22 protein-coding genes are annotated in these 21754 nt (G+C 75.0%); 7 read left to right on the top strand and 15 right to left on the bottom strand.

Annotated features, from left to right (window positions below):
- Positions 1-75: 75 nt before the first annotated feature.
- The 4 genes from BIV28_RS00230 to BIV28_RS00215 are packed head-to-tail and all read right to left on the bottom strand — an operon-like array spanning position 76 to position 3308.
- Positions 76-1212, bottom strand: a complete 1137-nt coding sequence (locus BIV28_RS00230; RefSeq protein ID WP_076258277.1) for an SIS domain-containing protein — start codon at positions 1210-1212, stop codon at positions 76-78.
- 13 nt (positions 1213-1225) lie between these two features.
- Positions 1226-1429 carry a Trm112 family protein gene (locus BIV28_RS00225; RefSeq protein WP_076258275.1) on the bottom strand — a complete coding sequence of 68 codons (204 nt, stop codon included), beginning with the start codon at positions 1427-1429 and terminating at the stop codon, positions 1226-1228.
- Positions 1426-2901: a phosphomannomutase/phosphoglucomutase gene (locus tag BIV28_RS00220; RefSeq protein WP_076258273.1), complete on the bottom strand. Its 1476-nt coding sequence runs from the start codon at positions 2899-2901 to the stop codon at positions 1426-1428. The genes BIV28_RS00225 and BIV28_RS00220 overlap by 4 nt, the downstream gene beginning before the upstream one ends.
- Positions 2902-2918: 17 nt before the next feature.
- The gene (locus tag BIV28_RS00215) at positions 2919-3308 is read right to left on the bottom strand and encodes a DUF3499 domain-containing protein (protein WP_076258272.1); all 390 of its coding nucleotides are present in this window, start codon (positions 3306-3308) and stop codon (positions 2919-2921) included.
- A gap of 104 nt (positions 3309-3412) precedes the next feature.
- On the opposite strand from BIV28_RS00215, the gene BIV28_RS00210 reads away from it, so the two are divergent.
- Positions 3413-3862: a metallopeptidase family protein gene (locus tag BIV28_RS00210; RefSeq protein WP_076258270.1), complete on the top strand. Its 450-nt coding sequence runs from the start codon at positions 3413-3415 to the stop codon at positions 3860-3862.
- A gap of 50 nt (positions 3863-3912) precedes the next feature.
- Here BIV28_RS00210 and BIV28_RS00205 read toward each other — a convergent pair whose 3' ends face one another.
- The 3 genes from BIV28_RS00205 to BIV28_RS00195 are packed head-to-tail and all read right to left on the bottom strand — an operon-like array spanning position 3913 to position 8931.
- A complete protein-coding gene (locus tag BIV28_RS00205) occupies positions 3913-5373 on the bottom strand; it encodes a DUF5719 family protein (protein WP_076258268.1) in 1461 nt (486 codons plus the stop codon).
- Positions 5370-8621 (bottom strand): glycosyltransferase family 2 protein, encoded by a 3252-nt coding sequence (locus tag BIV28_RS00200; RefSeq protein WP_242652699.1) that lies wholly within the window; start codon positions 8619-8621, stop codon positions 5370-5372. Before BIV28_RS00200 ends, BIV28_RS00205 begins: the two co-directional genes overlap by 4 nt.
- Before the next feature lie 43 nt (positions 8622-8664).
- Positions 8665-8931, bottom strand: a complete 267-nt coding sequence (locus tag BIV28_RS00195) for a WhiB family transcriptional regulator (RefSeq protein WP_076258264.1) — start codon at positions 8929-8931, stop codon at positions 8665-8667.
- A gap of 271 nt (positions 8932-9202) precedes the next feature.
- Between BIV28_RS00195 and cofD the strand changes: the two genes are divergently transcribed.
- Together cofD and BIV28_RS00185 are read left to right on the top strand one after the other, a co-directional pair.
- Positions 9203-10195, top strand: coding sequence for a 2-phospho-L-lactate transferase (cofD, locus tag BIV28_RS00190; RefSeq protein WP_076258262.1), 993 nt, complete (start codon positions 9203-9205; stop codon positions 10193-10195).
- Positions 10192-11268: a coenzyme F420-0:L-glutamate ligase gene (locus BIV28_RS00185; RefSeq protein WP_076258260.1), complete on the top strand. Its 1077-nt coding sequence runs from the start codon at positions 10192-10194 to the stop codon at positions 11266-11268. Before cofD ends, BIV28_RS00185 begins: the two co-directional genes overlap by 4 nt.
- Positions 11269-11301: 33 nt before the next feature.
- On the opposite strand, the gene BIV28_RS00180 is transcribed toward BIV28_RS00185, so the two are convergent.
- The gene (locus BIV28_RS00180) at positions 11302-12273 is read right to left on the bottom strand and encodes a zinc-binding dehydrogenase (RefSeq protein ID WP_076258258.1); all 972 of its coding nucleotides are present in this window, start codon (positions 12271-12273) and stop codon (positions 11302-11304) included.
- A gap of 52 nt (positions 12274-12325) precedes the next feature.
- On the opposite strand from BIV28_RS00180, the gene BIV28_RS00175 reads away from it, so the two are divergent.
- The 3 genes from BIV28_RS00175 to BIV28_RS00165 are packed head-to-tail and all read left to right on the top strand — an operon-like array spanning position 12326 to position 14363.
- On the top strand, positions 12326-13000 hold the full coding sequence (locus BIV28_RS00175; protein ID WP_242652698.1) for a biotin transporter BioY: 675 nt from the start codon (positions 12326-12328) through the stop codon (positions 12998-13000).
- Positions 12997-13722, top strand: coding sequence for an energy-coupling factor ABC transporter ATP-binding protein (locus tag BIV28_RS00170; protein ID WP_423221526.1), 726 nt, complete (start codon positions 12997-12999; stop codon positions 13720-13722). The genes BIV28_RS00175 and BIV28_RS00170 overlap by 4 nt, the downstream gene beginning before the upstream one ends.
- A complete protein-coding gene (locus BIV28_RS00165; protein ID WP_076258256.1) occupies positions 13719-14363 on the top strand; it encodes an energy-coupling factor transporter transmembrane component T family protein in 645 nt (214 codons plus the stop codon). The genes BIV28_RS00170 and BIV28_RS00165 overlap by 4 nt, the downstream gene beginning before the upstream one ends.
- Positions 14364-14412: 49 nt before the next feature.
- Here BIV28_RS00165 and BIV28_RS00160 read toward each other — a convergent pair whose 3' ends face one another.
- The 3 genes from BIV28_RS00160 to BIV28_RS00150 form a co-directional block, all read right to left on the bottom strand.
- Positions 14413-15573, bottom strand: coding sequence for an NAD(P)-dependent malic enzyme (locus BIV28_RS00160; RefSeq protein WP_076258254.1), 1161 nt, complete (start codon positions 15571-15573; stop codon positions 14413-14415).
- A 175-nt stretch (positions 15574-15748) separates the two neighbouring features.
- Positions 15749-17035, bottom strand: a complete 1287-nt coding sequence (locus BIV28_RS00155; RefSeq protein WP_076258252.1) for an HD-GYP domain-containing protein — start codon at positions 17033-17035, stop codon at positions 15749-15751.
- Complete coding sequence (locus BIV28_RS00150) at positions 17032-18336, bottom strand: HD-GYP domain-containing protein (protein WP_076258250.1); 1305 nt, start codon at positions 18334-18336, stop codon at positions 17032-17034. Before BIV28_RS00150 ends, BIV28_RS00155 begins: the two co-directional genes overlap by 4 nt.
- Before the next feature lie 461 nt (positions 18337-18797).
- Between BIV28_RS00150 and BIV28_RS20505 the strand changes: the two genes are divergently transcribed.
- Positions 18798-18872: a 50S ribosomal protein bL37 gene (locus BIV28_RS20505; RefSeq protein WP_369791897.1), complete on the top strand. Its 75-nt coding sequence runs from the start codon at positions 18798-18800 to the stop codon at positions 18870-18872.
- An 86-nt stretch (positions 18873-18958) separates the two neighbouring features.
- On the opposite strand, the gene rsrA is transcribed toward BIV28_RS20505, so the two are convergent.
- From rsrA to BIV28_RS00130, 4 genes are all read right to left on the bottom strand, one after another.
- Positions 18959-19246: a mycothiol system anti-sigma-R factor gene (gene rsrA, locus BIV28_RS00145; RefSeq protein ID WP_076258249.1), complete on the bottom strand. Its 288-nt coding sequence runs from the start codon at positions 19244-19246 to the stop codon at positions 18959-18961.
- On the bottom strand, positions 19243-20064 hold the full coding sequence (locus BIV28_RS00140) for a sigma-70 family RNA polymerase sigma factor (protein WP_083706906.1): 822 nt from the start codon (positions 20062-20064) through the stop codon (positions 19243-19245). Before BIV28_RS00140 ends, rsrA begins: the two co-directional genes overlap by 4 nt.
- A 125-nt stretch (positions 20065-20189) precedes the next feature.
- Complete coding sequence (locus tag BIV28_RS00135; RefSeq protein ID WP_083706905.1) at positions 20190-20855, bottom strand: alpha/beta hydrolase family protein; 666 nt, start codon at positions 20853-20855, stop codon at positions 20190-20192.
- Positions 20852-21697: an SOS response-associated peptidase gene (locus tag BIV28_RS00130; RefSeq protein ID WP_076258247.1), complete on the bottom strand. Its 846-nt coding sequence runs from the start codon at positions 21695-21697 to the stop codon at positions 20852-20854. The genes BIV28_RS00135 and BIV28_RS00130 overlap by 4 nt, the downstream gene beginning before the upstream one ends.
- Positions 21698-21754 lie beyond the last annotated feature (57 nt).

Raw genomic sequence — 21754 nt, 5'->3', positions numbered from 1 at the left:
CTACGGACGCCCGGGCCGGCGCAGGCGGAAGCACCCCTCCCGTCCGGCCCCGCGCTCGGGCGGCGGACGCGGGGCTCAGCGACCGCGCGCCCCGCGCAGCAGCTCGACGTGGGGCGAGGTCGCGGGGTCGAACCCCTGCCCCAGCGCCAGGTAGGTGGCCGCGAAGTCGGTGAGGGCGACGTGGTGGGCGAAGCGCAGGAGCGGGTCGGTCGCGGGGGCGTCGACGAGGGAGACGCGCACGCCGACGTCCTCGGCCACGGACACGATCGTCGAGGTCAGCCGCTCGTCGGCGCCCTCGCTCGTGTCGCGCAGCATGATGAGCCGCAGCGGCGGGCGCGTCGGGCCGTCGAGGAAGGGGTCGGCGAAGATGTCGTCGCCGCCGCCCTCGGCCCCGCCCCCGGCGAGCGGTCCGTCGAAGCAGGCGACGATCTGGCTCGCGGCGTCGGGCAGGGCCCCGTGCGCCACCGGCACCCGGCCGGTGCGCCCGAACATCGAGGCCGCCCGCCGGGCCGCGACACCGCCGAAGGGCCCCTCCCCCAGCACGATCGGCGCCGACTCGGCGACCTCGGTGGCCAGCACCTTGGCCGGGTTGACGAACGACTCCGAGGCCGGCCGGGCATCCGTGGCGCACCGGTCGAGGACGTCGGCGAGGGACTCGAGGGTGTCGGGGCCGACGGCCGCGATGCCGAGCGCGTCGGCGGCGAGGAGTGCCGGCGTGGCCTGGGCCCACATCGAGGTGCGCGACGACGAGCCGGACACCGGGATCGGCACGTGGACGCCGCGGGCCCGGGCGCTGATCTCTGCGAGCGGCGAGTCGGCGGCTCCGATGGTCAGCAGCGACGCGCCCCGCCGCTGGGCCTCGGCGGCCAGCGCGAGCGTGCCCGCGGCGCGGCCCGACTGCGACACCGCGATGACGAGGTCGAGCGAGCCCACCCACCCCGGCAGCGGTCCGGCAGAGCAGCTCTGGACGGGCAACGAGGCGCCCGCGCACGCCAGCGCCTCGAAGACGTCGGCTACGGCGGCCGAGCCCCCGGCGGCGGCCACGACGATGCCCCGGGGGTCGAGGCCACGGAGCCGTTCGAGCCCGGCGTCGGACGCCGCGGCGAGCGAGCGCCGCACCTGGGCCCCGGCGGAGGCCAGGGCGAGCAGCGTGTCGCTGCGGTCGAGGGACGCGAGCGATCCCTCGTCGTCGAGGCGCGTCTCGTCGAACACGGCGGAGACCGTGTCAGCCCTCGACGTGCCGGGCGAGGTCGACGAGCAGGACGGGCACCCCGGACTCCACCGGGAACGCGAGACCGTCTGTGGCGCAACGCAGCTCGGGGATCTCACCCGAACCGGAGTCGTGCGTGGCGTCGGTCAGCTCGCCCTTGCACTTGGGGCAGCGGAGGATGCCGCGCAGCCACGGCTCGATGGTCGGCTGGGTGCTCACGATGCGTCTCCTGCGTCGGTCGGGTCCGTCGCGGCGTCCGCGACACCGTCGCCCGAACGGATGACGGCGAGCATCTCGTCGCGGACGCGCTCCATGGTCTCACGGTCGGCGGCCTCGACGTTGAGCCGCAGCAGCGGCTCGGTGTTCGAGGCGCGCACGTTGAACCACCACATCGGCTCGGCGCCCTCGGGGCAGCTCACCGTCAGGCCGTCGAGCTCGTCGGTGCCGGCACCGCGCACCTGCGCCCAGGCGCGGACCTGCTCGACGACGGCGGCCTGGTCCTCAACGGTCGAGTTGATCTCGCCGGAGGCGACATAGCGCTCGTACTCGCTGCACAGCTGCGACAGCGGGGTGTCCTGCTCCCCCAGCGCGGCGAGCACGTGCATCGCGGCGAGCATTCCGGTGTCGGCGAACCAGAAGTCGCGGAAGTAGTAGTGGGCCGAGTGCTCGCCGCCGAAGACCGCTCCGGCGCGGGCCATCTCGGCCTTGATGAAGGAGTGGCCGACGCGGGTGCGCACCGGGTTGGCGCCCTGCTCGGAGACGACCTCGCGGACCGCGGCGCTGGAGATGACGTTGTGCACGATCGACACGTCGCGGTCGCCGCCGTCGCGGGCGCGGGCGATCTCGCGGACGGCGACGAGGCCGGTGATGGCGCTCGGCGACACGGGCTCGCCGTCGGCGTCGACGACGAAGCAGCGGTCGGCGTCGCCGTCGAAGGCCAGGCCGATGTCGGCGCCGTGCTCGCGGACCGCGGCCTGCAGGTCGACGAGGTTGGCCGGGTCGAGGGGGTTGGCCTCGTGGTTCGGGAAGGTGCCGTCGAGCTCGAAGTACATCGGGACGACCTCGAGCGGCAGCTCGGGCAGCCCGGCGCCGGTGCCGAGGACGGCGGGGACGGTGTGCCCGCCCATGCCGTTGCCGGCATCGACGACGACCTTGAGCGGGCGGGAGCCGGAGAGGTCGACGAGCGAGCGGAGGAAGCCGGCGTAGTCGCCGAGCAGGTCGCGCGTGGTGACGCTGCCCGGGCCGCCGACCGGCTCGGCGAGGCCGGTGCCGCCGTCGAGGAGCCACTGCGCGAGGTCGCGGATCTCGGCCAGGCCGGAGTCCTGCCCGACCGGGCGCGCGGCCGATCGGCACAGCTTGATGCCGTTGTACTGGGCCGGGTTGTGGCTCGCGGTGAACATCGCGCCGGGCAGGTCGAGCGCGCCGCTGGCGTAGTAGAGGCCGTCGGTCGAGCACAGCCCGATGTGCACGACGTCGACGCCGCGCGAGGTGACCCCCGCCGCGAAGGCCTGCGACAGCTCGGGCGAGCTGGGGCGCATGTCGTGTCCGATGACGACCGCGGGGCTGCCGTCGGGGATGGCCACGACCTCGGCGAACGCGGCGCCGATGGCGCGGGCCACGTCGGGCGAGAGCTGGTCGGGGACGATCCCCCGGACGTCGTAGGCCTTGACGAAGTCGACGAGTTGAGGCACGGGCCCCACCCTAGTGGTCAGGTGTCGCGCAGGATGCGGAGGTGTCCGCGGCGGCCGGACTCGACGACGCCGGCCTGGGCCTCGGCGGCTGCCTGGCCGCGCGGGTCGCTGCGCTCGCCGGGGCGGGGCTGGCGCGGGCGGGCGGCCTCGCGGACGGCGTCGGCGAGCGCGAGCAGGTCGTCACCGGCGAGCTGCGGCTCGGGGAACTCGCCGCCGACGCGGACGACGTCCCAGCCGCGGGGGGCCGTCATGCGCTCGGCGTGCTCGAGGCAGAGGTCGTAGGTGTGCGGCTCGGCGTACGTCGCGAGCGGACCGACGACGACGGCTCGGTCGGCGTAGGCATAGGTCAGGGTGGCCACGGCAGGGCGCGCGCACCCCGTCTTCGAGCAACCACGTGTCAGACCCACGTCCGGGGACTTTAGTCGCCCGGTCGGGCAAGGACGAATCACCACGCCGTGGACACGACGACGTCCTGCCCTGACGGCGTGGCGGCCCGATCTACAGTGGAGCCGTGAGCACCACGGGCAGCACCACCGGCAGCACGACCTCGCAGCCCGTGCCCCGTCGCCGGGACCGGCACGGGCGCGGCCGCCGCGGCCCCCTCGCCTGGCCGCCGGTGCCCGCGATGGTGTCGCGCCGCGACGAGTTCGACGACTTCGTGCTCGACGCGGCCGCCCGGCTCGAGGCCACGTGCGGGCGCGCTTTCCCCGCAGTGGAGTTCGCGGTCGAGGACGTCCCCCGCGGTCCTGCCGCCTGGGACCACCGCGAGGTGCCGCTCGGGCGGCTCTACCCGGCCACCGGCGCCCGGCCGGCGCGGATCGTCGTGTACCGCCGGCCCGTCGAGACCCGCGTGTCGGACCGCCGTGACGTCGCCGCGCTCGTCGCCGACATCGTCACCGAGCAGGTCGCCGGGCTGCTCGGGGTCGCCCCGGAGGAGCTGGACCCGGGTTTCGGCGACTGATCTCGGCGACTGACGCCACGCGCCCGCCCGCGGACGGGCGGGGGCGCGCGTCAGTTGCGGACCTGGCGCACCGGGACCGAGAGGGCACGCACCGGCGCGGACAGCACCGCCGCGATCGAGAACGTCGGCACGCCGCCGTCGCTGCCCACGACCGACACGGCACCACGCACGTCGCCGCTGGTCGGCACGACCCAGACGCTGTCGGCGTCACCGAGGTCGGTGGCGACCGTGGAGCCGGCGGGGACGTCGACGGTCGTGGAGCGTGTGGCGTCGCCGGTGCCGATGCGCACCTGCACCCGCGAGGCGGCCTCGCCCGAGGTCAGCAGCAGTCGCTTGGTCGTGCCACCGAGGCCGGGCAGCAGCACGCCGCCGACGCCGGTGATCCGTGGGGCGGCCGCGGTCCAGGCGAAGTCGCCCATCTGGTCGCCGGTCGTGGCGCGACGCTCGGTCCAGGCGGCCCCGACGAGCGCGTGGTCGGAGCGGACGCCGAGGCCGAACGCGCCGGTGGTCCGCGGGATGGCGACGTCGACGGTCGACCCCGCGGGCACCCGAACGGCCCGCAGCGCGTCGGGCTGGACGGGGCCCGCATCGGTGAGCAGGCGCACCTGCGCCAGCGCCTCGGTGGTGCCCGGGTTGGCCAGGCGGGCCCAGACCGATCCCGACGCGTCGATGCCGGGCACGACGAGGTCGGTGCCGGGCGTCGCGGCGCGCGTGGCGTCCTCGATGCCGCGCGCGGTGGCGCCGTCGATCCACTGCTCGTCGAGGACGGCCGACACGACGCCGCCGGTGGCGGAGACGTGCACGACGGGCCCCGCCTCGTCGGGGGCGACGGCGTCGAGGGACACGACGACGCGTGAGCGCGGCGCGACCGAGATGCTGCGGTCGTCGGTGCCGGCGACCCGACCCTGCCGGCCGAGCACCTCGGTGGTGACGGTGACGGCGTTGGCGCCCGGGTTGGTGACGACGACGCGCTCGGTGCGTGAGGCGCCGGAGCCACCACCGACGAGCCAGACGTCGGAGGAGGGCACCTGGCACGGGGTGACGGCGAGGCCGCGGTCGTCGTCGCCGGTGTGCTTCCACACCTGCGTGGCGACGAGGCCGGGCGCGAGTCCCTTGGTGCCGCGGGCGAACACGGCCTCGGCGGACGTCGTCGTCGAGCTGACGAGCGAGCCGGCGGCGTCGCCCTGGGCGAGCCCCGACGCGTCGCTGCCGCTGAGCAGCGACAGCGCACCCCCGCTCGGGCTGCCGGCGACGGTCCCGGCGTCGGGCGCGGCAGCGGCGACGGTGACCTGGCCCTCGACGTCGCGCAGGCCGACACCGCCCAGCCGCTGCTGGCCCGGGCAGACGAGCGTGGCGTCGTCGACGAGGACGCTGGAGGTCTCGGGCAGCCCGGCGCGCTCGCCGGGCGACGCGAGCTGCAGCGAGCCGCTGACGTGGGTGGCCCCGACGGCCACCCCGGCCGCGACGACGGCCACGGCGGCGGCCCGGACGATGCCGGCGGCCCGGCTCATGCGCGCCTCCTCGAGCGACGGTTGCCGAACGGCAGCGCCATGAACACGACGAACGCGAGCAGCGCCGCCTGGCCGATGCGCCACCACGGCTGTGCGGCAGCGAGGTCGACGCGCAGCGCGCCGGCCCCCGCCGGGAGGTCGTAGGTGGGTTGGGTGGCCCCGGACACCGGGCTCAGGGGGGCGCCGTCGTAGGTGACGACGGCGTGCCGGGCCCACTCGGCGGGCTCCGCGAGCACGAGCCGACGGGGGCCCGACGCGGCCGGGAGCGTGGTGTCGACGGCGCCGTGCGGGCCGACGGTGGGGACGACCGCGAGCAGGCCACCGGAGCGGTCGACGAGGCGTGCCCTCGACGGCGCCGTGGTGTCCTCGGCGCCCGACGCGGCGGCGAGGGGTCGGACCTTCCAGAGCACGCCGTGCTCCCCGCTGCCGAGCCGGCTCAGCCCCTCGGCGGCGTCGAGTCGTCGGGCGAGGGGGCTCTCGGCGCCGCCGGTCACCTGCACGAAGCCGATGCCGAGGCGGGCGAGCGACGAGGCCTCGAGGGAGTCGGCGGCGCGGCCCCCGACGATGGCCGCGACCGCGGACACGAGGGGGGTGTCGTCGGCGTCGGGGCGCCGGTCGAGGTCGCGCAGCAGCTCGCCGGGCTCCTGGCCCGCGAGGACGAAGTCGACGACGTCGTCGGAGGGCCGCAGCAGCAGGAGGCGGTTGCCGAGCGGGCCGGTGGCCTGGTCGACGGCCACCGCCGGCAGCGTGGCCTGGCCGACGGAGAGCGTGTGGCCGGCCCCGCGGACGGCCCAGACGCCCGCCCCGGCGAGGACGGACCCGGTGACGAGCACGACGGCCGCGACCGCGCCGGCCAGGCGCAGGCGCCCGACGCCCCCGCGCAGGTGCGCGAGGACGGGACGGCTGCCGGCGAGCAGCCCCACGAGCACCCCGGCGAGCCAGAGCTGCAGGCCGGTGCCGGCCCAGAGGTGGGCGGCCGCGGAGGTGCCGACGCCGGTCTCGGCCGAGCCGAGCACCACGCGCGAGCCACCGACGGCCGCGACGAGTCCGACGACGGCGAGCACCGCTCCGACCGCCAGGCCCACGGACTCGGCCCGGGAACGGGCGCGGACCCCGGGCCCGAGGAGCCCCAGGACGACGAGCGGAGCCGCGAGCCACGCCGTCCACGACGAGGCGCCCGGCTGGCCCAGGACCAGCGCGACGGGACCCCACGGCCCGGCGTCGGAGCCCGTGGCCACGAGGCCTGGCCCGGACAGCAGCAGGCGCCAGTCGTCGACGAGGCGCAGCACCCACGGTCCCAGCAGGGCGGTGGGCACGACGAGCAGGACGAGGGCGCGCGCCCGGCGCAGCCCCGGGCCGAGGACGAGCAGCAGGAGGGCGGCCACCGTCGACACGGCGAGCAACGGCGGCACGAACGCACCGGCCAGGGCCGTGGCCAGGGCCGTGGCGAAGGTCGCCGTGAAGGTGCCGTCGCGGCGCGCCGCGAGGGCGAAGCCGGCCAGGACGAAGGGCAGCAGCACGTGGGCGACGGCCAGCGACACGCGTCCCTGCGCGGTGGCCGCGACCAGGACCCCCGAGGAGCCCCAGGCGAGCGCGGCGACGCCCCGGGCCACGCGCGAGGTGGTGACGACGCGGGCGGCGAGGTAGGCCGACCACGTCGCGAGGGCCGGGGCCAGCACGAGCAGCCAGGCGATCGTCAGGCCGGCGCTCGAGCGGCCCTCGGCGACACCGGGGAGGCGCTCGGCGAGCCAGGTCAGGCCCGAGAGCACGGCGAGGTGCGGACCCGCGTCGACGCCGGTGCCGAGGCCGGAACCGTGCCAGGCGTCGAGGAAGGCGTGCCACAGGCCGTCGGAGCCCGTGGCGACGGGACGCAGCTCGCCGCCGGCCAGGCCGGTGTGCGACGGCGAGAGCCCGCCGGCGCGGATCGTGTCGCGCCAGGCCACGGCGCTCGCGACGAGGACGGCGACGACGGCCAGGAAGCCCGGGTGCGTCAGCACGCGCCGCCCGATCGAGGCCGGCAGGTTGGCCAGCGAGTCGGTGTCCTCGGCCGTCGGTCCGGTCTCGGTGGTGGGCGCGGCCTCGCGGCGGGCGGCCCGCTCGGGGGCGACGGCGTCCTGGAAGTGGTCCAGGGTGGTGCGCGCGGCCACGGACGGCGGGACGAACAGCGTCGCGAGGTGGTCGCGGCGCAGGCGCTTGGTCGACCGGCCGCGCCACCGCGCGGCGGTCGTCGCGGCGGGGTGCCACAGGGCGGCCACGTCGGACAGCTCGCGCCACGCGAGCCGCGGCCGCTTGGCCACGAGGAGCCCGAGGGCCGCGAGGACGCTCGACAGGGCCAGCCAGCCCGCGAGGAACGGGGCGACGAGCGGGGTGCAGCGGGCGAGGGTCACCTGCCGGGCGGCACGCCGCGAGCGCCGCTCGACCTCGCGGGGGCGCGGGCCCCCGGGACGGGCGCCGTCGACGCCGGCCGACGCGTCGCGCACGACGGCACCGGGCACGACGACGACGCGGTGGCCGGCGAGCTGGGCCCGCCAGCCGAGGTCGAGGTCGGCCCCGTACTCGGTGAAGGCCGGGTCGAACCCGCCGAGGTCGTCCCACACGGAACGGCGCACGAGCATCCCGGCCGTGCTCACGGCGAGGACGTCGGTGCGGTGGTCGTACTGGCCCTGGTCGGCCTCACCGCGGGCGGGGCGGCCCAGCCGGCGGCCGGTACGGGTGATCTGGATGCCGAGCTCGACGAGGCGCCGAGGGTCCTCCCACGCGACGAGCTTGGGGCCGGCGATGCCGACCGACGGCGAGCGCAGGCCTTCCTGGAGCAGGCGGGCGAGCGCGGTCGCCTCGGGCACGGTGTCGTCGTGCAGCACCCAGACCCAGTCGTGCCGGGCGGCGCCGGTGCCCGTGGCACCGAGGCGCTCCATGCCGGCCTCGACGGCGCGCCCGAGCGGGACGCGCGCGGGCAGGCGCAGGACGTCGACGGGCACGACCTGGCGCACTCGCGCGTGCGCCTGCGCGATCGCCGCCGACGTGTCGCTGCTCGCGACGTCGACGACGAGAAGACGGGCGGGCGGCAGTGTCTGGGTGGCGATCCCGTCCAGACACTGCGCCAGCCACGTCGCACCGTTGTGCACGACGACGATCGCGTCGACCTGCGCGCTGGGTCGGGGTCCGGTGGAGGGAGCGGACATCGACCCGGGCGCGGCGCCCCGGGGGGCACTGCGGTCCTCGGCGAGCTCGTCTGGCACAGCGGTCACGTTCACCCGGACACCTGCTGGGGTCCGGGCCCTACGACCACGGTCAGACCGCGCGCTTCTTCAGCTTGCGGCGCTCCCGCTCGGACAGACCGCCCCAGATACCGAAGCGCTCGTCGTTCGCGAGGGCGTACTCCAGGCACTCGGCTCGCACCTCGCACCCGACGCAGACCTTCTTGGCCTCTCGGGTGGAGCCGCCCTTCTCCGGGAAGAACGCCTCCGGGTCGGTCTGGGCGCAGAGCGAGCGCTCCTGCCAGGAGAGCTCACCCTCCTCCGTACCGACGTCCGACATAACCACCATCAGCTCGTGCATGACCCCTCCTCGACCCTGACTCTCTTGTGTGTCAGCACTCGCTGTACCCGGCGGCACCGTTCCCCTGGCACTGGACCCACCCCACGTGGGTCCGTTGGCCTCGGTACCGACCCCGACGAATACAACAATGAAATTACATGCGTGTCATATGCCCTACGTCAAGCCCGTTAGTGATATTTGCTCGAACTCGGTGAGGCGCCTGCCCGCCTGTGGTAGACAAGCGGCCGACCCATCTTCCGAGGCGTCCGGACGCTGCTGAGAGGATCGGTCCATGCGCATCACTGCCCTCGCCGGAGGCGTCGGCGGCGCCCGGTTCCTCCGCGGCCTGCTCCGCCACGTCCACTCCCCCGCGTCCGTCGTCGGCGACGAGCCGGTCGAGCTGACCGTCATCGGCAACACCGGTGACGACATCACCCTGTTCGGCCTGCGGGTCTGTCCCGACCTCGACACCCTGCTCTACACGCTCGGCGGGTCCGTCCACGAGGGGCAGGGCTGGGGCCGGGCCGACGAGTCGCACCACGTGGCCGACGAGCTCGCCGCGCTGGGCGCGACGCCGCAGTGGTTCACCTTGGGCGACAAGGACTTCGGCACCCACGTGTTCCGGTCGCAGCTGCTCGGCCAGGGCCTGCCCCTGTCGGCGGTCGTCGACCGGCTGGCCGCCCGGTGGGGCCTGCCCGAGCAGGGGGTGCGCCTCCTGCCGATGACCGACACCCCCGTCGAGACGCACGTCGTGGTCGACGACGGCGGCCGCCCGCAGGCCATCCACTTCCAGGAGTGGTGGGTGCGCCACCGCGCCGAGCTGCCGGCCGAGCGCTTCGTCGTCGCCGGCCTCGACGCCGCGGCACCCGCCCCCGGGGTCCTCGACGCGATCCGCGACGCCGACGTCGTCCTGCTCCCGCCGAGCAACCCCGTCGTCTCGATCGGCATCGTCCTCGGCGTCCCCGGCGTGCGCGACGCCCTCCGCGGCAGCCGCGCGCCCGTCGTCGGGGTCTCCCCCCTCGTCGGCGGCCGGCCCGTGCGCGGCCACGCCGACGTGTGCCTGCGCACCATCGGCGTCGAGGAGTCGAGCGCCGGCGTCGCCGGCCTCTACGCCGACTTCCTCGACGGCTGGCTCGTCTCCGAGGACGACCCGATGCCGCCCCCTCGGGGCCTGGAGGTGGTGCGCCGCCCGCTGCTCATGAGCTCGCCCGACGCCGCGGCCGACCTCGCCGGTGCGGCGCTCGACCTCGGACTGCGGCTGCGCGCCACGAGGACACCCGCGTGACGGCACCGGTCCTCCCGCCCGGGGCGGTCAGCGTCCTGCCGCTCACCGGCATCCCCGAGGTGCGTGAGGGCGACGACCTCGCCGACGTCGTCGCGGGCGGTCTCGAGCACGCCGGCCTGAGCCTGCAGGACGGCGACGTCGTCGTCGTCTCGAGCAAGATCGCGAGCAAGTCGCTCGGCCTCGTCACGCACGACCCCGACAAGGACCGCGTCGTCCACGCCGAGACCGAGTACGTCGTGGCCGAGCGCTCCCTCGGCGACCGGGTCACGCGCGTCGTGCGGGCCAAGGCGGGGCCGATCATGGCCGCGGCCGGCGTCGACGGCTCGAACACCGGCGACCGTGGCGGCTGGCTGCTGCTGCCGCACGACCCCGACGGCATATGCGCCGACCTGCACGAGGCGCTCGTGGCCAGGCACGGCGTCCGCCTCGGCGTCGTGCTGTCCGACACCGCCGGCCGGCCGTGGCGCGTCGGCCAGGTCGACTTCGCCCTCGGCGCGCACGGCGTCCGGGCGCTCGACGACCTCCGCGGCGGGGTCGACGCCGACGGCAAGCCTCTGGAGGTCACGACGCGGTGCGTCGCCGACGAGGTGGCCGCGGCCGCCGACCTCGCCAAGGGCAAGGTCAGCGCCGTGCCGGTGGCCCTGGTGCGCGGGCTCGTCGACGCGCTCGTCGAGGAGCCGCTGACCTCGCACCCGCGCGGGCGCGACCTCGTGCGCACCGGCCCCGGCGACTGGTTCGGCTACGGCCGCGTCGAGGCCGTCCGGGCAGCCCTCGGCGTCGAGCCCGGGAGCGAGGACGCGCTCGCCGTCGGGATCGCCCCCGCCGGTGCCGACACCCGCGTCGACGCGGTGGCGCGGGCGGTGCGCGCCGCCCTGCACGCCGTGGAGTCGGGCACGGCCGACATCGGCCCGCTCACGGTGGCGCTCGGCGCCGACTCCGCGCACGACCTCGGCCGGGCGGTCGCCCGGCTCGAGGTGGCCCTGTGGGCCGAGGGGCTGCACGGCGAGGCCGACGTCCCGGCGGCCGACGGGCTCTCGGTCCTCGTCCACGTGTCGGCGGCCGAGGTCCGCTGAGGCCGCCGGGCGCCGCCGCCCGCAGGACGCGGGTCAGCCGACGGTGAAGACGACCTTGCCGAAGACGTCGCCGTCGACCATGCGGGCGAAGCCGTCGCGGGCCCGGGCCAGGGGCAGCACCGAGTCGACGACCGGCTCGATGCCGGCCGTGACGACGAGCTGGGCCAGGCGCGCGAGCTCCTCGCGCGTGCCCATCGTCGACCCGACGACGCGCAGCTGCTTGAAGAAGATCTTCGTCAGCTCGGCCTTGGCCGGAGCGTCACCGGACGTCGCACCGGAGATGACGATGGTGCCGCCGGGGTTGAGCGAGTTGACCGAGTGCGACCAGGTCGCCGCGCCCACGGTCTCCATGACCGCGTCGACGCGCTCGGGCAGCCGCTCGCCGGAGGTGAAGACCCGGTCGGCGCCGATGTCGAGTGCCTTGGCGCCGCGGGCCTCGTCGCGCGAGGTGACCCACATCCGGTAGCCGGCCGCCGCGCCGAGCTGGACCAGGGCCGTGGCCACCCCGCCGCCGGCGCCCTGCACGAGGACGGTGCCCCCGGGACGCACGCCGGAGTTCGTGAAGAGCATCCGGTAGGCGGTGAGCCACGCCGTGGACAGGCAGGCGGCCGTCTCCCACGACATGCCCTCCGGCTTGGGCACGAGGTTGGCGGTCGGCACCGCGACCTTCTCGGCCAGCGTCCCGTCGTGCAGCTCGGACAGCAGCGTGCGCCGCGGGTCGAGCGTCTCGTCGCCGCGCCAGCCCTCCGACGCCACGACCGCGTGGACGATGACCTCGCGGCCGTCCGCGTCGACGCCGGCACCGTCGCAGCCCAGGACCATCGGCAGGCGGTCGGCCGGCAGCCCCACGCCGCGCAGCGACCACACGTCATGGTGGTTGAGGGCCGCGGCCCGCAGGTGGACGACCGACCAGCCGGGACGCGCCTCGGGGTCGGGGCGCTCGCCGACGACGAGGCCGGAGAGCGGGTCGGACGCGGACTGACTGGCGGCGTAGGCAGCGAGCATCCCAGCACCATAGTGAGCGGGCGGTCGGCGCGGCCCCGGTAGGGTGCGGGCCGTGACCGACGACACCCGGACCGAGGCCGTCCCCCGACCCGCTCGAGAAGCCCTTGAAACCCGCGACGCCTCCCCCGGCGGCTCGAGTGCATCTCGCGGCGTCGATGCCCGCTCGGTCGCCCACGTCGCGGTCTTCGCGGCGCTGCTCGTCGCGACGGCCGTGGTTCCGGGCATCCCCGTCGGCGGCCTCGGCGTGCCGATCACGCTGCAGACGCTCGGCGTGCTGCTCACCGGTCTCGTCCTCGGCCCGAAGCGCGGGGCGCTCGCGGTGCTCGTGTACCTCGCGATCGGCTTCGTCGGCTTCCCCGTGTTCAGCAAGGGCCAGTCCGGCCTGCAGGTCCTGAGCGGCCCGACGGCCGGCTACCTCGTGTCCTTCCTCGCAGCCGCCGTCGTCGCCGGCGCGGGTGCGGCACTCGTCGTGCGCCGCACCGACCGACGCTGGTGGGTGCCGCTGCTCGCCACCGTCGCCGTGGCCACCTCCGTCGCGGTCATCCACGTGCTCGGCGTCGCGGGGCTCGTCCTCAACCTCCACCTGCCGCTGTCCGCCGCCGTCGCGGCCGACCTGCCCTTCCTGCCCGGCGACCTGCTCAAGGCGCTCGTCGCCGCCGTCGCGGCCGCGGCCGTGCACCGGGCCTTCCCGGACGTCCTCGTACGCCCCGGGCCTCACCGGGCGTGACAGCGGGAGGCACCGGCCGCATCCGGCTCGACGGCGCGACGGTCACCGTGCCCGTCGAGGGCGACCCCGGTCGACGCGAACGAACCGTCCTCGGCCCCGTCGACCTCGAGCTGGCCGAACGACGCGTCACCGTCGTGGGCGCCAACGGCTCGGGCAAGTCGACGCTGCTGCGCCTGCTCAACGGGCTCGTCCTGCCCACGAGCGGCGCCGTCGCCGTCGACGGCCTCGACACCCGGCACGACGGTGCCCGGGTGCGCCGACGCGTCGCCTTCGCCTTCACCGACCCGCTGTCCCAGCTCGTCATGCCGACGGGGCGCGAGGACGTCGAGCTGTCGCTGCGTCGCGTGCACCGCTCGCGCGCCGAGCGCCGGTCCGCCGCCGAGGCGGTGCTCGACCGGTTCGGCCTGTCCCACCTCGCCGACCGGAGCGTCCACGAGCTGTCCGGCGGCGAGCGGCAGCTCATGGCCCTCGCCGTCGTCCTGGCCACCGAGCCCGCAGTCCTCGTCCTCGACGAGCCGTCGACGCTGCTCGACCTGCGCAACACGGCGCTGCTGCGCCGCCTGCTGGCGGGCCTCGAGCAGGTCCTCGTCGTCGCGACGCACGACCTCGAGCTCGCCCTCGACGCCGACCGCACCCTCGTCGTCGACGCCGGACGCGTCGTCTTCGACGGACCGCCGGCCGAGGCCGTCGACCACTACCGCGCCCTCGCGTCCCGCTCGTGAACGCCGCCGGCCTCTTCGCGGCGCACCTCCCCGGCAGCTCGCCCGTGCACCGAGCACCTTTGTGGCTCAAGCTCGCCGGCGTCCTGGCCGTCGGCGTGGTGCCGTGGGTGGCCCGGTCCCTGACGCCGCTGCTCGTCACCCTCGGCCTCGTCGTGGTGACGGCCGCCGTGGCCCACCTACCCCTCCGACGGGTCCTCCGGTCGCTGCGCGCGATCGCCCCGGTGCTCGTCCTGCTCCTCGCCTTCCAGTGGTGGGCGCAGGGACCGGCCTACGCCGTCCGGGTCGTGCTGGGGATCGTCAACGCCTACCTCGCCGCCGGCGTCCTCACGGCCACGACGCCCGTCACCGACCTGCTCGACGGCGTCGTCCGGGGCGCGCGCCCGCTGCGCCGCCTCGTCGACCCGGAGGTCGTGGCCCTGACGCTCGCCGTCGTCGTGCGCTCGGTGCCGTGGGTGGCCGGGTCGTTCGCCTCGGTGCGCGACGCGGCTCGGGCGCGCGGGCTCGAACGGAGCCCGCGTGCGGTCGTCGTGCCGACGGCGCTGCACGTCGTCGCCTTCGCCCGGTCCACGGGCGAGGCGCTCGCGGCCCGCGGCCTCACCGACCCCTACGTGGCCGAGCGCGCCGACACCGAGCCGGCCTGACGCGTCCGGTCGCACGGACACGTCAGGCTCGGCCCGGCAGCGGCCGGGGCTACGGCGCGAGCGCCGCGACGGCCCGCGCCACCGTGGGGGCGACGCGCTCGTCGAAGACGCTCGGCACGACGCAGTCGGCCGTGGGCTCCTCGACGAGACCGGCGATGGCGTACGCCGCGGCCAGCTTCATGTCCTCGGTGATCTCGCGGGCACCCGAGTCGAGCGCTCCGCGGAAGATGCCGGGGAAGGCGAGGACGTTGTTGATCTGGTTCGGGAAGTCCGAGCGGCCCGTGGCGACGACCTCGGCGAACCGCGTCGCGACGCTCGGGTGCACCTCGGGGTCGGGGTTGGCGAGCGCGAAGATGACGGCCCGCGGCGCCATCCGCAGCAGGTCGCGCTCGGGGACCGTGCCGCCCGAGACGCCGACGAGGACGTCGGCTCCCTCGAGCGCGTCACCGAGCGTCCCGGTGACGCCGCGACGGTTGGTCACGGCGGCGAGGTCGGCCTTGTGCGGGGCCAGGTCCTCGCGGTCGGGTCCGAGCACGCCGCGCGAGTCGGCCACGACGACGTCGCCGACGCCGGCGGCCAGCAGGATCCGGCTCACCGCGACGCCGGCGGCACCGGCCCCGGAGACCACGACGGTGACGTCCTCGAGGGCCTTGTCGACGACGCGCACTGCGTTGACGAGCGCCGCGAGGGCCACGATCGCCGTGCCGTGCTGGTCGTCGTGGAAGACCGGGATGTCGAGGCGCTCGCGCAGCTGCCGCTCGATCTCGAAGCAGCGCGGCGCCGAGATGTCCTCGAGGTTGATGCCGCCGTAGGTGGGGGCGATGCGCGCGACGGCGTCGACGATCTCCTCGACGGTGCCGGTCTCCATGCACACCGGCACGGCGTCGACGCCGGCGAAGTGCTTGAAGAGGACCGCCTTGCCCTCCATGACGGGCATGGCGGCGAGCGGGCCGACGTCGCCGAGGCCGAGCACCGCGGTGCCATCGCTGACGACCGCCACCGTGTTGCGACGCGTCGTGTAGACGGCCGCGAGCGTCGGGTCGGCGGCGATGGCGCGGGAGACGTCGGCGACGCCGGGGGTGTAGAGCAGGGACAGGTCGGCTGCGTCGCGCAGCTCGGACGTGGCGTGTACCCCGAGCTTGCCGCCCACGTGGGCCCGGAAGACCGGGTCCCTCGGGTCGACGAGCTGGCTGGTGGGCAACGCACTCATGACGGAACACCTCGTTCGCGTGGGAGGAAGGAGGGCAGGGCTGCCCTCGCTGGGTGGAGCGGTGCGGGGGTCTTGCCTGCACGTCGTCGTACGCGTCCGGGGGTTGCCCGATCCGCAGAGTCTGGCACAGGCCGCCGCGCCACCCAAGGGCCGCAGCCGACGTGTGGCGGGGGTCTCAGTCCTGCTGCGTCGAGCCGAGGATGCCGAGCAGCGCGTCGACGACGCGGGGGTCGTACTCGTAGCCCAGGCCGAGGTAGATGCGCTCAACCGCGGCCTCCCGGGCCCGGGCGCTCCGAGCCCCGGCCGTGAGGTCCTCGTAGGCGTTGACGACCTTGAGGATGCGGCTCGTCAGCGGGATCTCCTCGCCGAGCTCGCGCACCTGCCGGTAGGGCGTCGTCTGGTGCTCGAGGATGCGGGCCGCCCCCTCGAAGACGCCGGTCTCGCGCACGATGGCCACCGAGTCGGCGGCGATCCGCCGCTGGTCGGCGGGGGCGGCCAGCACCGTGGCCCCGCCCGGGATCGGCTCGACGAGGGCCACCTGGCCGATGTCGTGCAGCAGGGCCGCGTACTCGAGGTCGAGCAGGTCGCGCTCGGACACGCCCAGCTGCCGCCCGACGCGCACGCAGAGGGCAGCCACCCGCTCCGAGTGCCCGGAGGGCGTGTAGCCGGCGGCGTCGGTGAGGCGCGACAGCGTGCGGATGCTCTGCAGGTAGGTGGCGCGGATGCTGACGTAGCGACGGAAGGCGAACAGGGTGAGCACGAGCGGCAGGATGAACAGCGGCAGGGCCATGACGCCGAGCGTCGGCAGGGCGAGCGCCACGAGGACCCCGGTGACCGCGACCGCGCCGGAGAGGGCGAAGGAGGACCGCGCCTCGTCGACGAAGGTGCGGCGCAGGTCGGCCGTGGCCGTGGCCCGCAGGACCGAGGTGAACAGGGTGTCGGCGACGAGGGCGGCGACGCAGACAGCGAGCATGAACATGGCTCGCTGCCACGGCACCAGGGTGTCGTCGCGCGGCGGGCCGCCGGGACTCTGCCCCAGGTGCACGTTGCGGTAGAGCAGCGCCGCGACGGCGACGGCGATGAAGCGGCCGGTCGTCTCGACGAGGCTGACCTCCCGCCCGCCGAGCACCCGCGCGCCCGCGCCGAGCGCCATGGACACCGACGTCACCGCCAGCACGTACGGCGTCGAGAAGGCCACCTCGACGGGCCCGACCTGGACGGCGAAGGCGAACGCGAGCGCGGTGGCCGTGGCGATCGGGGCCGATCCGCGGAAGCCCGGGGCGGACAGCTGGAACCACTCCCCGAGCACGATGGTCACGGCGAACGCCGCGGTGACGAGCAACGACACCTGCCCGTCGAGGCCCGGCGAGTCGCCCGTGCCCACGGCCACGGCCACGCTGAGGACCAGGCCGAGCAGGCCGACGACGAGGGCCACGGGGTCGCGGTAGAGCGCCAGCCTCATGACGCGCTCACCGCCCCCGCCCCGGTGGGCATGCCGTGCTTGTGGAGCGCGGCCCACGCGGCGTCGACCACGGCCGGGTCGAAGCGGCCGGCGTCGGTCGTGAGCATGCGGTAGAGCTCGGCCGACGGCGGGGCACCTCCGACGTCCTCGGGCAGACTGGCCTCGACTGCCGTGACGACGCCGACGATGCGCGCCGCCACAGGGATGTCGGCGCCCGCGAGCCCGTCGGGAAGCCCGCGCCCGTCGAACCGCTCACGCTGGTGGCGGACACCGGAACGGGCCTCCTCGAGGAACTCGATGCCCTCGATCATGCGCGCGCCCATGACGCTGTGCCGGTCGACGATGCGCCGCTCGGACTCGGTCAGCGCACCTGGCGCCCGGCGCAGCAGGCGCGTCGGTACGCCGAGGTGGCCGATCTCGTGGAGGGTGGCGGCGTAGGTGACCGTCGCGATCTGGCGGGGCCCGAGCCCCAGCTCCTCTGCGGTCCACTCGGCGAGCTGCGCCACGCGGGCGCTCCGCTCGACGGCGGGCGGCTCCTTGGTGCCGAGCGAGGTCACGAGCGTCTCGACGACACGCTCGTGGGAGCGCTGCTCCTCGCCGAACTGCACGAAGGCCCACCTGGCGGCGAGCAGCGGCGCCATGACGAGCAGGGCGCTGAAGGCCCCGAGGCCGGCCGGGTACCAGAGGACGACGAAAAGGAAGCCGATGATGCCGTAGCCGATGTAGGCGACGCCCGAGCTGACGAGGATCCGGCGGACGAAGACCCAGAACGGGACCGGCTGGGACAGCGCGACGGCGCCGGCCACCAGAAAGGCGTTGGTGAGACACTGGACGACGTCGGCCACCATGAGGGGCAGCCCGACCCGCAGCGCGAGGTCGGAGAAGCCGGTCACCTGCTCGAGCGAGGACGCCCCGCCGCAGAGGATGTAGGCCGTGGCCCCGACCAAGCCGATGATGCTCGTCATCGCCGCGTTGAACAGGCGCTTGTACCACTCCATCTGCTGGCGCTCGATGGCCTGTGAGCTCAGCCCGACGAACCAGGCACCGAAGGGCCCGAGGATCGCCCCGGAGGCGAGCAGGATGATCGAGAGGAACGAGAACCCGATCCGTGAGGTGACGTCCGGCTCACGGAGGACGTAGCTCAGAACGCCCATCGCGACCAGGAGCACGAGGGGACCTGCTTCGGGCCGCCGCCCAAAGACCCACGCAACGAGGCCGACGGCGAGCGACAGGGTGACGACGAGGGTGATGTAGTACGGCAGGAGGCGCGACGAGGAGTCGGGCTCGGGTCTGCTGGTCACGTGTTAGGCGTACGACACGACGGATCGGTCCCGCAACTTCTGGCGAGTGGCAGGACCGAACCGTTGGACGTGGCGAGGGTCTGCGCTCAGCTCCAGGTCCACGTGTTGGCGAACGAGATGAGCGCGCGGGTCGTGAAGTCGTTGGTGGCGGCGAGGGCCGACAGGAGGGCAGCGAACATGGTGGGGGGCTCCTTCAGGTGGTGATGTTCCGGATGCGTGCGCCATGGAGGGACGTTGCCGCGGTAGCACAAGAACACAGAGGTTTCCCTCTGCTTCATCGTGGCACCAGCGTGAAGGCGCACGGAAGTAGAGCCGGTCGGTAGCGCCCGGATCTATACCAAGATTTTACGTTTGTGCGCGTCAACCCCCTGCGGATTCGGCGCCGCGTCACGCGTGTGGGAGACTTGCTGCCTCGTGCCCGTACCGGGCAGCACCCCAGAAGCATCCACGAGGAGACCCCGATGAGCAAGCGCGCCCGCAAGCGTCGCTCGCGCAAGGGCAACGCCGCCAACCACGGCCGCAAGCCCAACGCCTGAGCCACGAAGACGTCGAAAGGCCCACCTCCCCGAGGGGAGGCGGGCCTTTGTCGTTCCCGGGCGGTGCCGGACCTGCTGCTGGCCTGCTACTGGCCGCGCTCGACGGTGATGACCGTCATCGAGATGCGCGACATGATCGTCGTGCGCAGCGAGTCGGGCGCCTCCTCGCGACCGCACGAGCGCTTGATGAGCGCCTTGAGCGTCGTGTCGAGGTCGTACTCCTTGAGGCAGGGCCCGCACTCGTCGAGATGGGCCTGGATCTTGGCGCAGTCCTCCGGACCGAGCTCGCCGTCGAGGTACTCGTAGACCCGCAGCAGCGCCTCGGAGCAGTCGGTGCGCCCGCTGTCCCCACCCGTGGTGTCGTGGTGGCTCATGACCCGGTTCCTTCCGTGCCCGGACGGCCGCTGCCGGCCGCCCCGCTCGTCGCGCTGGAGGCGCCGGCCTGGGCGAAGCCCCGACCGGCGGCGTACTCGGAGAGCAGCTCGCGCAGCTGGCGCCGCCCGCGGTGCAGCCGGCTCATCACGGTGCCGATCGGCGTCTCCATGATCTCGGCGATCTCCTTGTAGGAGTAGCCCTCGACGTCGGCGAAGTACACCGCGAGGCGGAACTCCTCGGGGATCGCCTGCAGGGCCCGCTTGACGTCGCTGTCGGGCAGGTGGTCGAGCGCCTCGGCCTCGGCCGAGCGCAGCCCGGACGAGGAGTGGGACTCGGCGCGGGCCAGCTGGTAGTCCTCGATGTCGGACGCGTCGGACTCGAGCGGCTGGCGCTGCTTCTTGCGGTAGCTGTTGATGTAGGTGTTGGTGAGGATGCGGTACATCCACGCCTTGAGGTTCGTGCCCGGGCGGTACTGGTGGAAGGCCGCGTACGCCTTGGCGAAGGTCTCCTGGACGAGGTCCTCGGCGTCGCTCGGGTTGCGCGTCGTGCGCAGGGCGGCGCTGTAGAGCTGGTCGAGCAGTGGCATCGCCTCGCGCTCGAAGCGGGCGCGGCGCTGCTCGGAGGTCTCGGCCTTGACGTCGACGGACGCGTCCGCGCGGGCCTGGGCCTCGGCGTCGGTGACGGCGCCGGTCACGTCGTCGATCGCGTCGTCGGTCGCGTCGTCGATCACGTCGGCCCCGTTCGCCACAGGGGCACCCGGGCCGGGCTCCACGAGGCCCAGCGGGGCCGTCGGGTCGGTCTGCTTGTCCTTTGCCATCGCCTCCCAGCCTAGCCGCGCCGGGCGGGTCGTCACGGTTGCGCCCGCGCGGAGCCCCTCGTGGGGCGATCCGGACGGGCGCTCTGGGGCGACGCAGGGGCTGGGAACCATGCCCGGTGCAACGGTCAGGTGCCGGGGAGCATTCCCGCGATGCGGGTGAGCTCGGTGACGAGCCGGGCCCGCGACCCCGTCGGGAAGCTGTGCGCGCCGGGCACCTCGACGAGCGTGGCCCCCGGCGGCAGGTGCTGGCGCACCTCCTCGGGCGTGCCGAAGCTGTCGCGGGTGCCCTGCACGACCCAGGTGGGGTCGGGCGCGAGGGCGAGCTCGTCGGCCCGGAGCCGGTCGGGGCGGCCCGGCAGGTGGAGGGGGAAGCTGAGCAGCAGGCCGGCGTCGGCGCCCAGGGTCGCCGCGGTGCGGCAGGCGACCCGGGCCCCGGCGCTCCGGCCGCCGACGACGAGCGGACGCGGCAGCTTCCCCCGCCCGGACAGGAGCGCCTCCACGACGGGGACCCACGCCTCGTCGAGCGTCGGCGGGCGCCCCGCGATCTTCCGGCCGGCGACGAGCCAGGGCTGCTCGACGAGCGCGACCGCGCGCCCCGACGCCACGAGGACCTCGCGGGCGACGGTGAGGTCGAGCGCCCGCAGCCCCCCGCCGGCGCCGTGCCCGAGGACGACGGTCGAGCCCGCCCCGACCGGACGCCACACGTGCACGCGCGCGGGCCCCTGCGGCGTCTCGATCTCGCGGACACGGGGCCGCACTCCCCCGACGGTGGCCTCGAGCCCTCCGGTCACGACCCGATCACCTCACCGGTCATCGGGTCGAGCACCCCGACGAGCTCCTCGCGCGGCGCGGGGTCGAGCAGGTGGGCGCCGTTGTTCGCCGTCGCCCCGACGCCGCGGCCGATCGGGTAGGCCTCGAACCGGCCGGGGCGCGCGAAGTCGAGGACGCCCTGCACGTAGTCGGGGTCCTTCTCGGCGGGGTCGAGCCAGCGCTCCCACTGGTCGGGCTCGAGGACGAGGGGCTGCCGGTCGTGGATGCGGTCCATGCCGGGGTCGGCGGCCGTGGTGATGATCGTGAACGTCGTGAGCCACGCGTCGGGGTCGCCGTCGGGCCGGTCGCGGTCGCGCCAGAACTCGTAGAGGCCGGCGAAGCCGACCTTCTCGCGGTCGGCGCGGTGGATGAAGAAGGGCTGCTTGCGCGGCTTGCCCTTGGCGTCGACCGCGGTGGGCGAGGCCTGCCACTCGTACCAGCCGTCGGCCGGCACGATGCAGCGCCGCGACAAAGCGGCCTTGGCGAAGGCGCCCTTGCCGAGCACCGACTCGGCCCGCGCATTCGTCATCCGCAGGCCCATCTTGACGTCCTTGGCCCACGCGGGCACCAGCCCCCACGTCAGCAGGCGAAGCTGCCGCGTCGGGGCGTCGGCGTCGGGCTCGCCGTCCACCGGACGCGGTGCCCGCGTCAGCACGACCGGTGCCTGCTTGGACGGCGCCATGTTCCAGTCGGGCTCGCCGGCCGGCGGGCTCTGCGGGTTCTTCAGGATGCTGCGGGCGGGGTCGCCGGTGTGGTCCTCGTCGACGTCGAAGGCCTCGACGAGCTCGTCCGGCCGGGCGCTGGCGGCGTACCTCCCACACATGGCGCCCAGCCTAGGTGCGTCCACCGTCACGGGCATCGGGCGTGCCGCCTTGGGTAT

It is taken from the genome of Intrasporangium flavum (assembly GCF_001956915.1).
Lineage (GTDB): Bacteria > Actinomycetota > Actinomycetes > Actinomycetales > Dermatophilaceae > Monashia > Monashia flava.
Note: the sequence above shows the minus strand (reverse complement) of the source record. Positions and strands in the feature narration are given on the sequence as shown.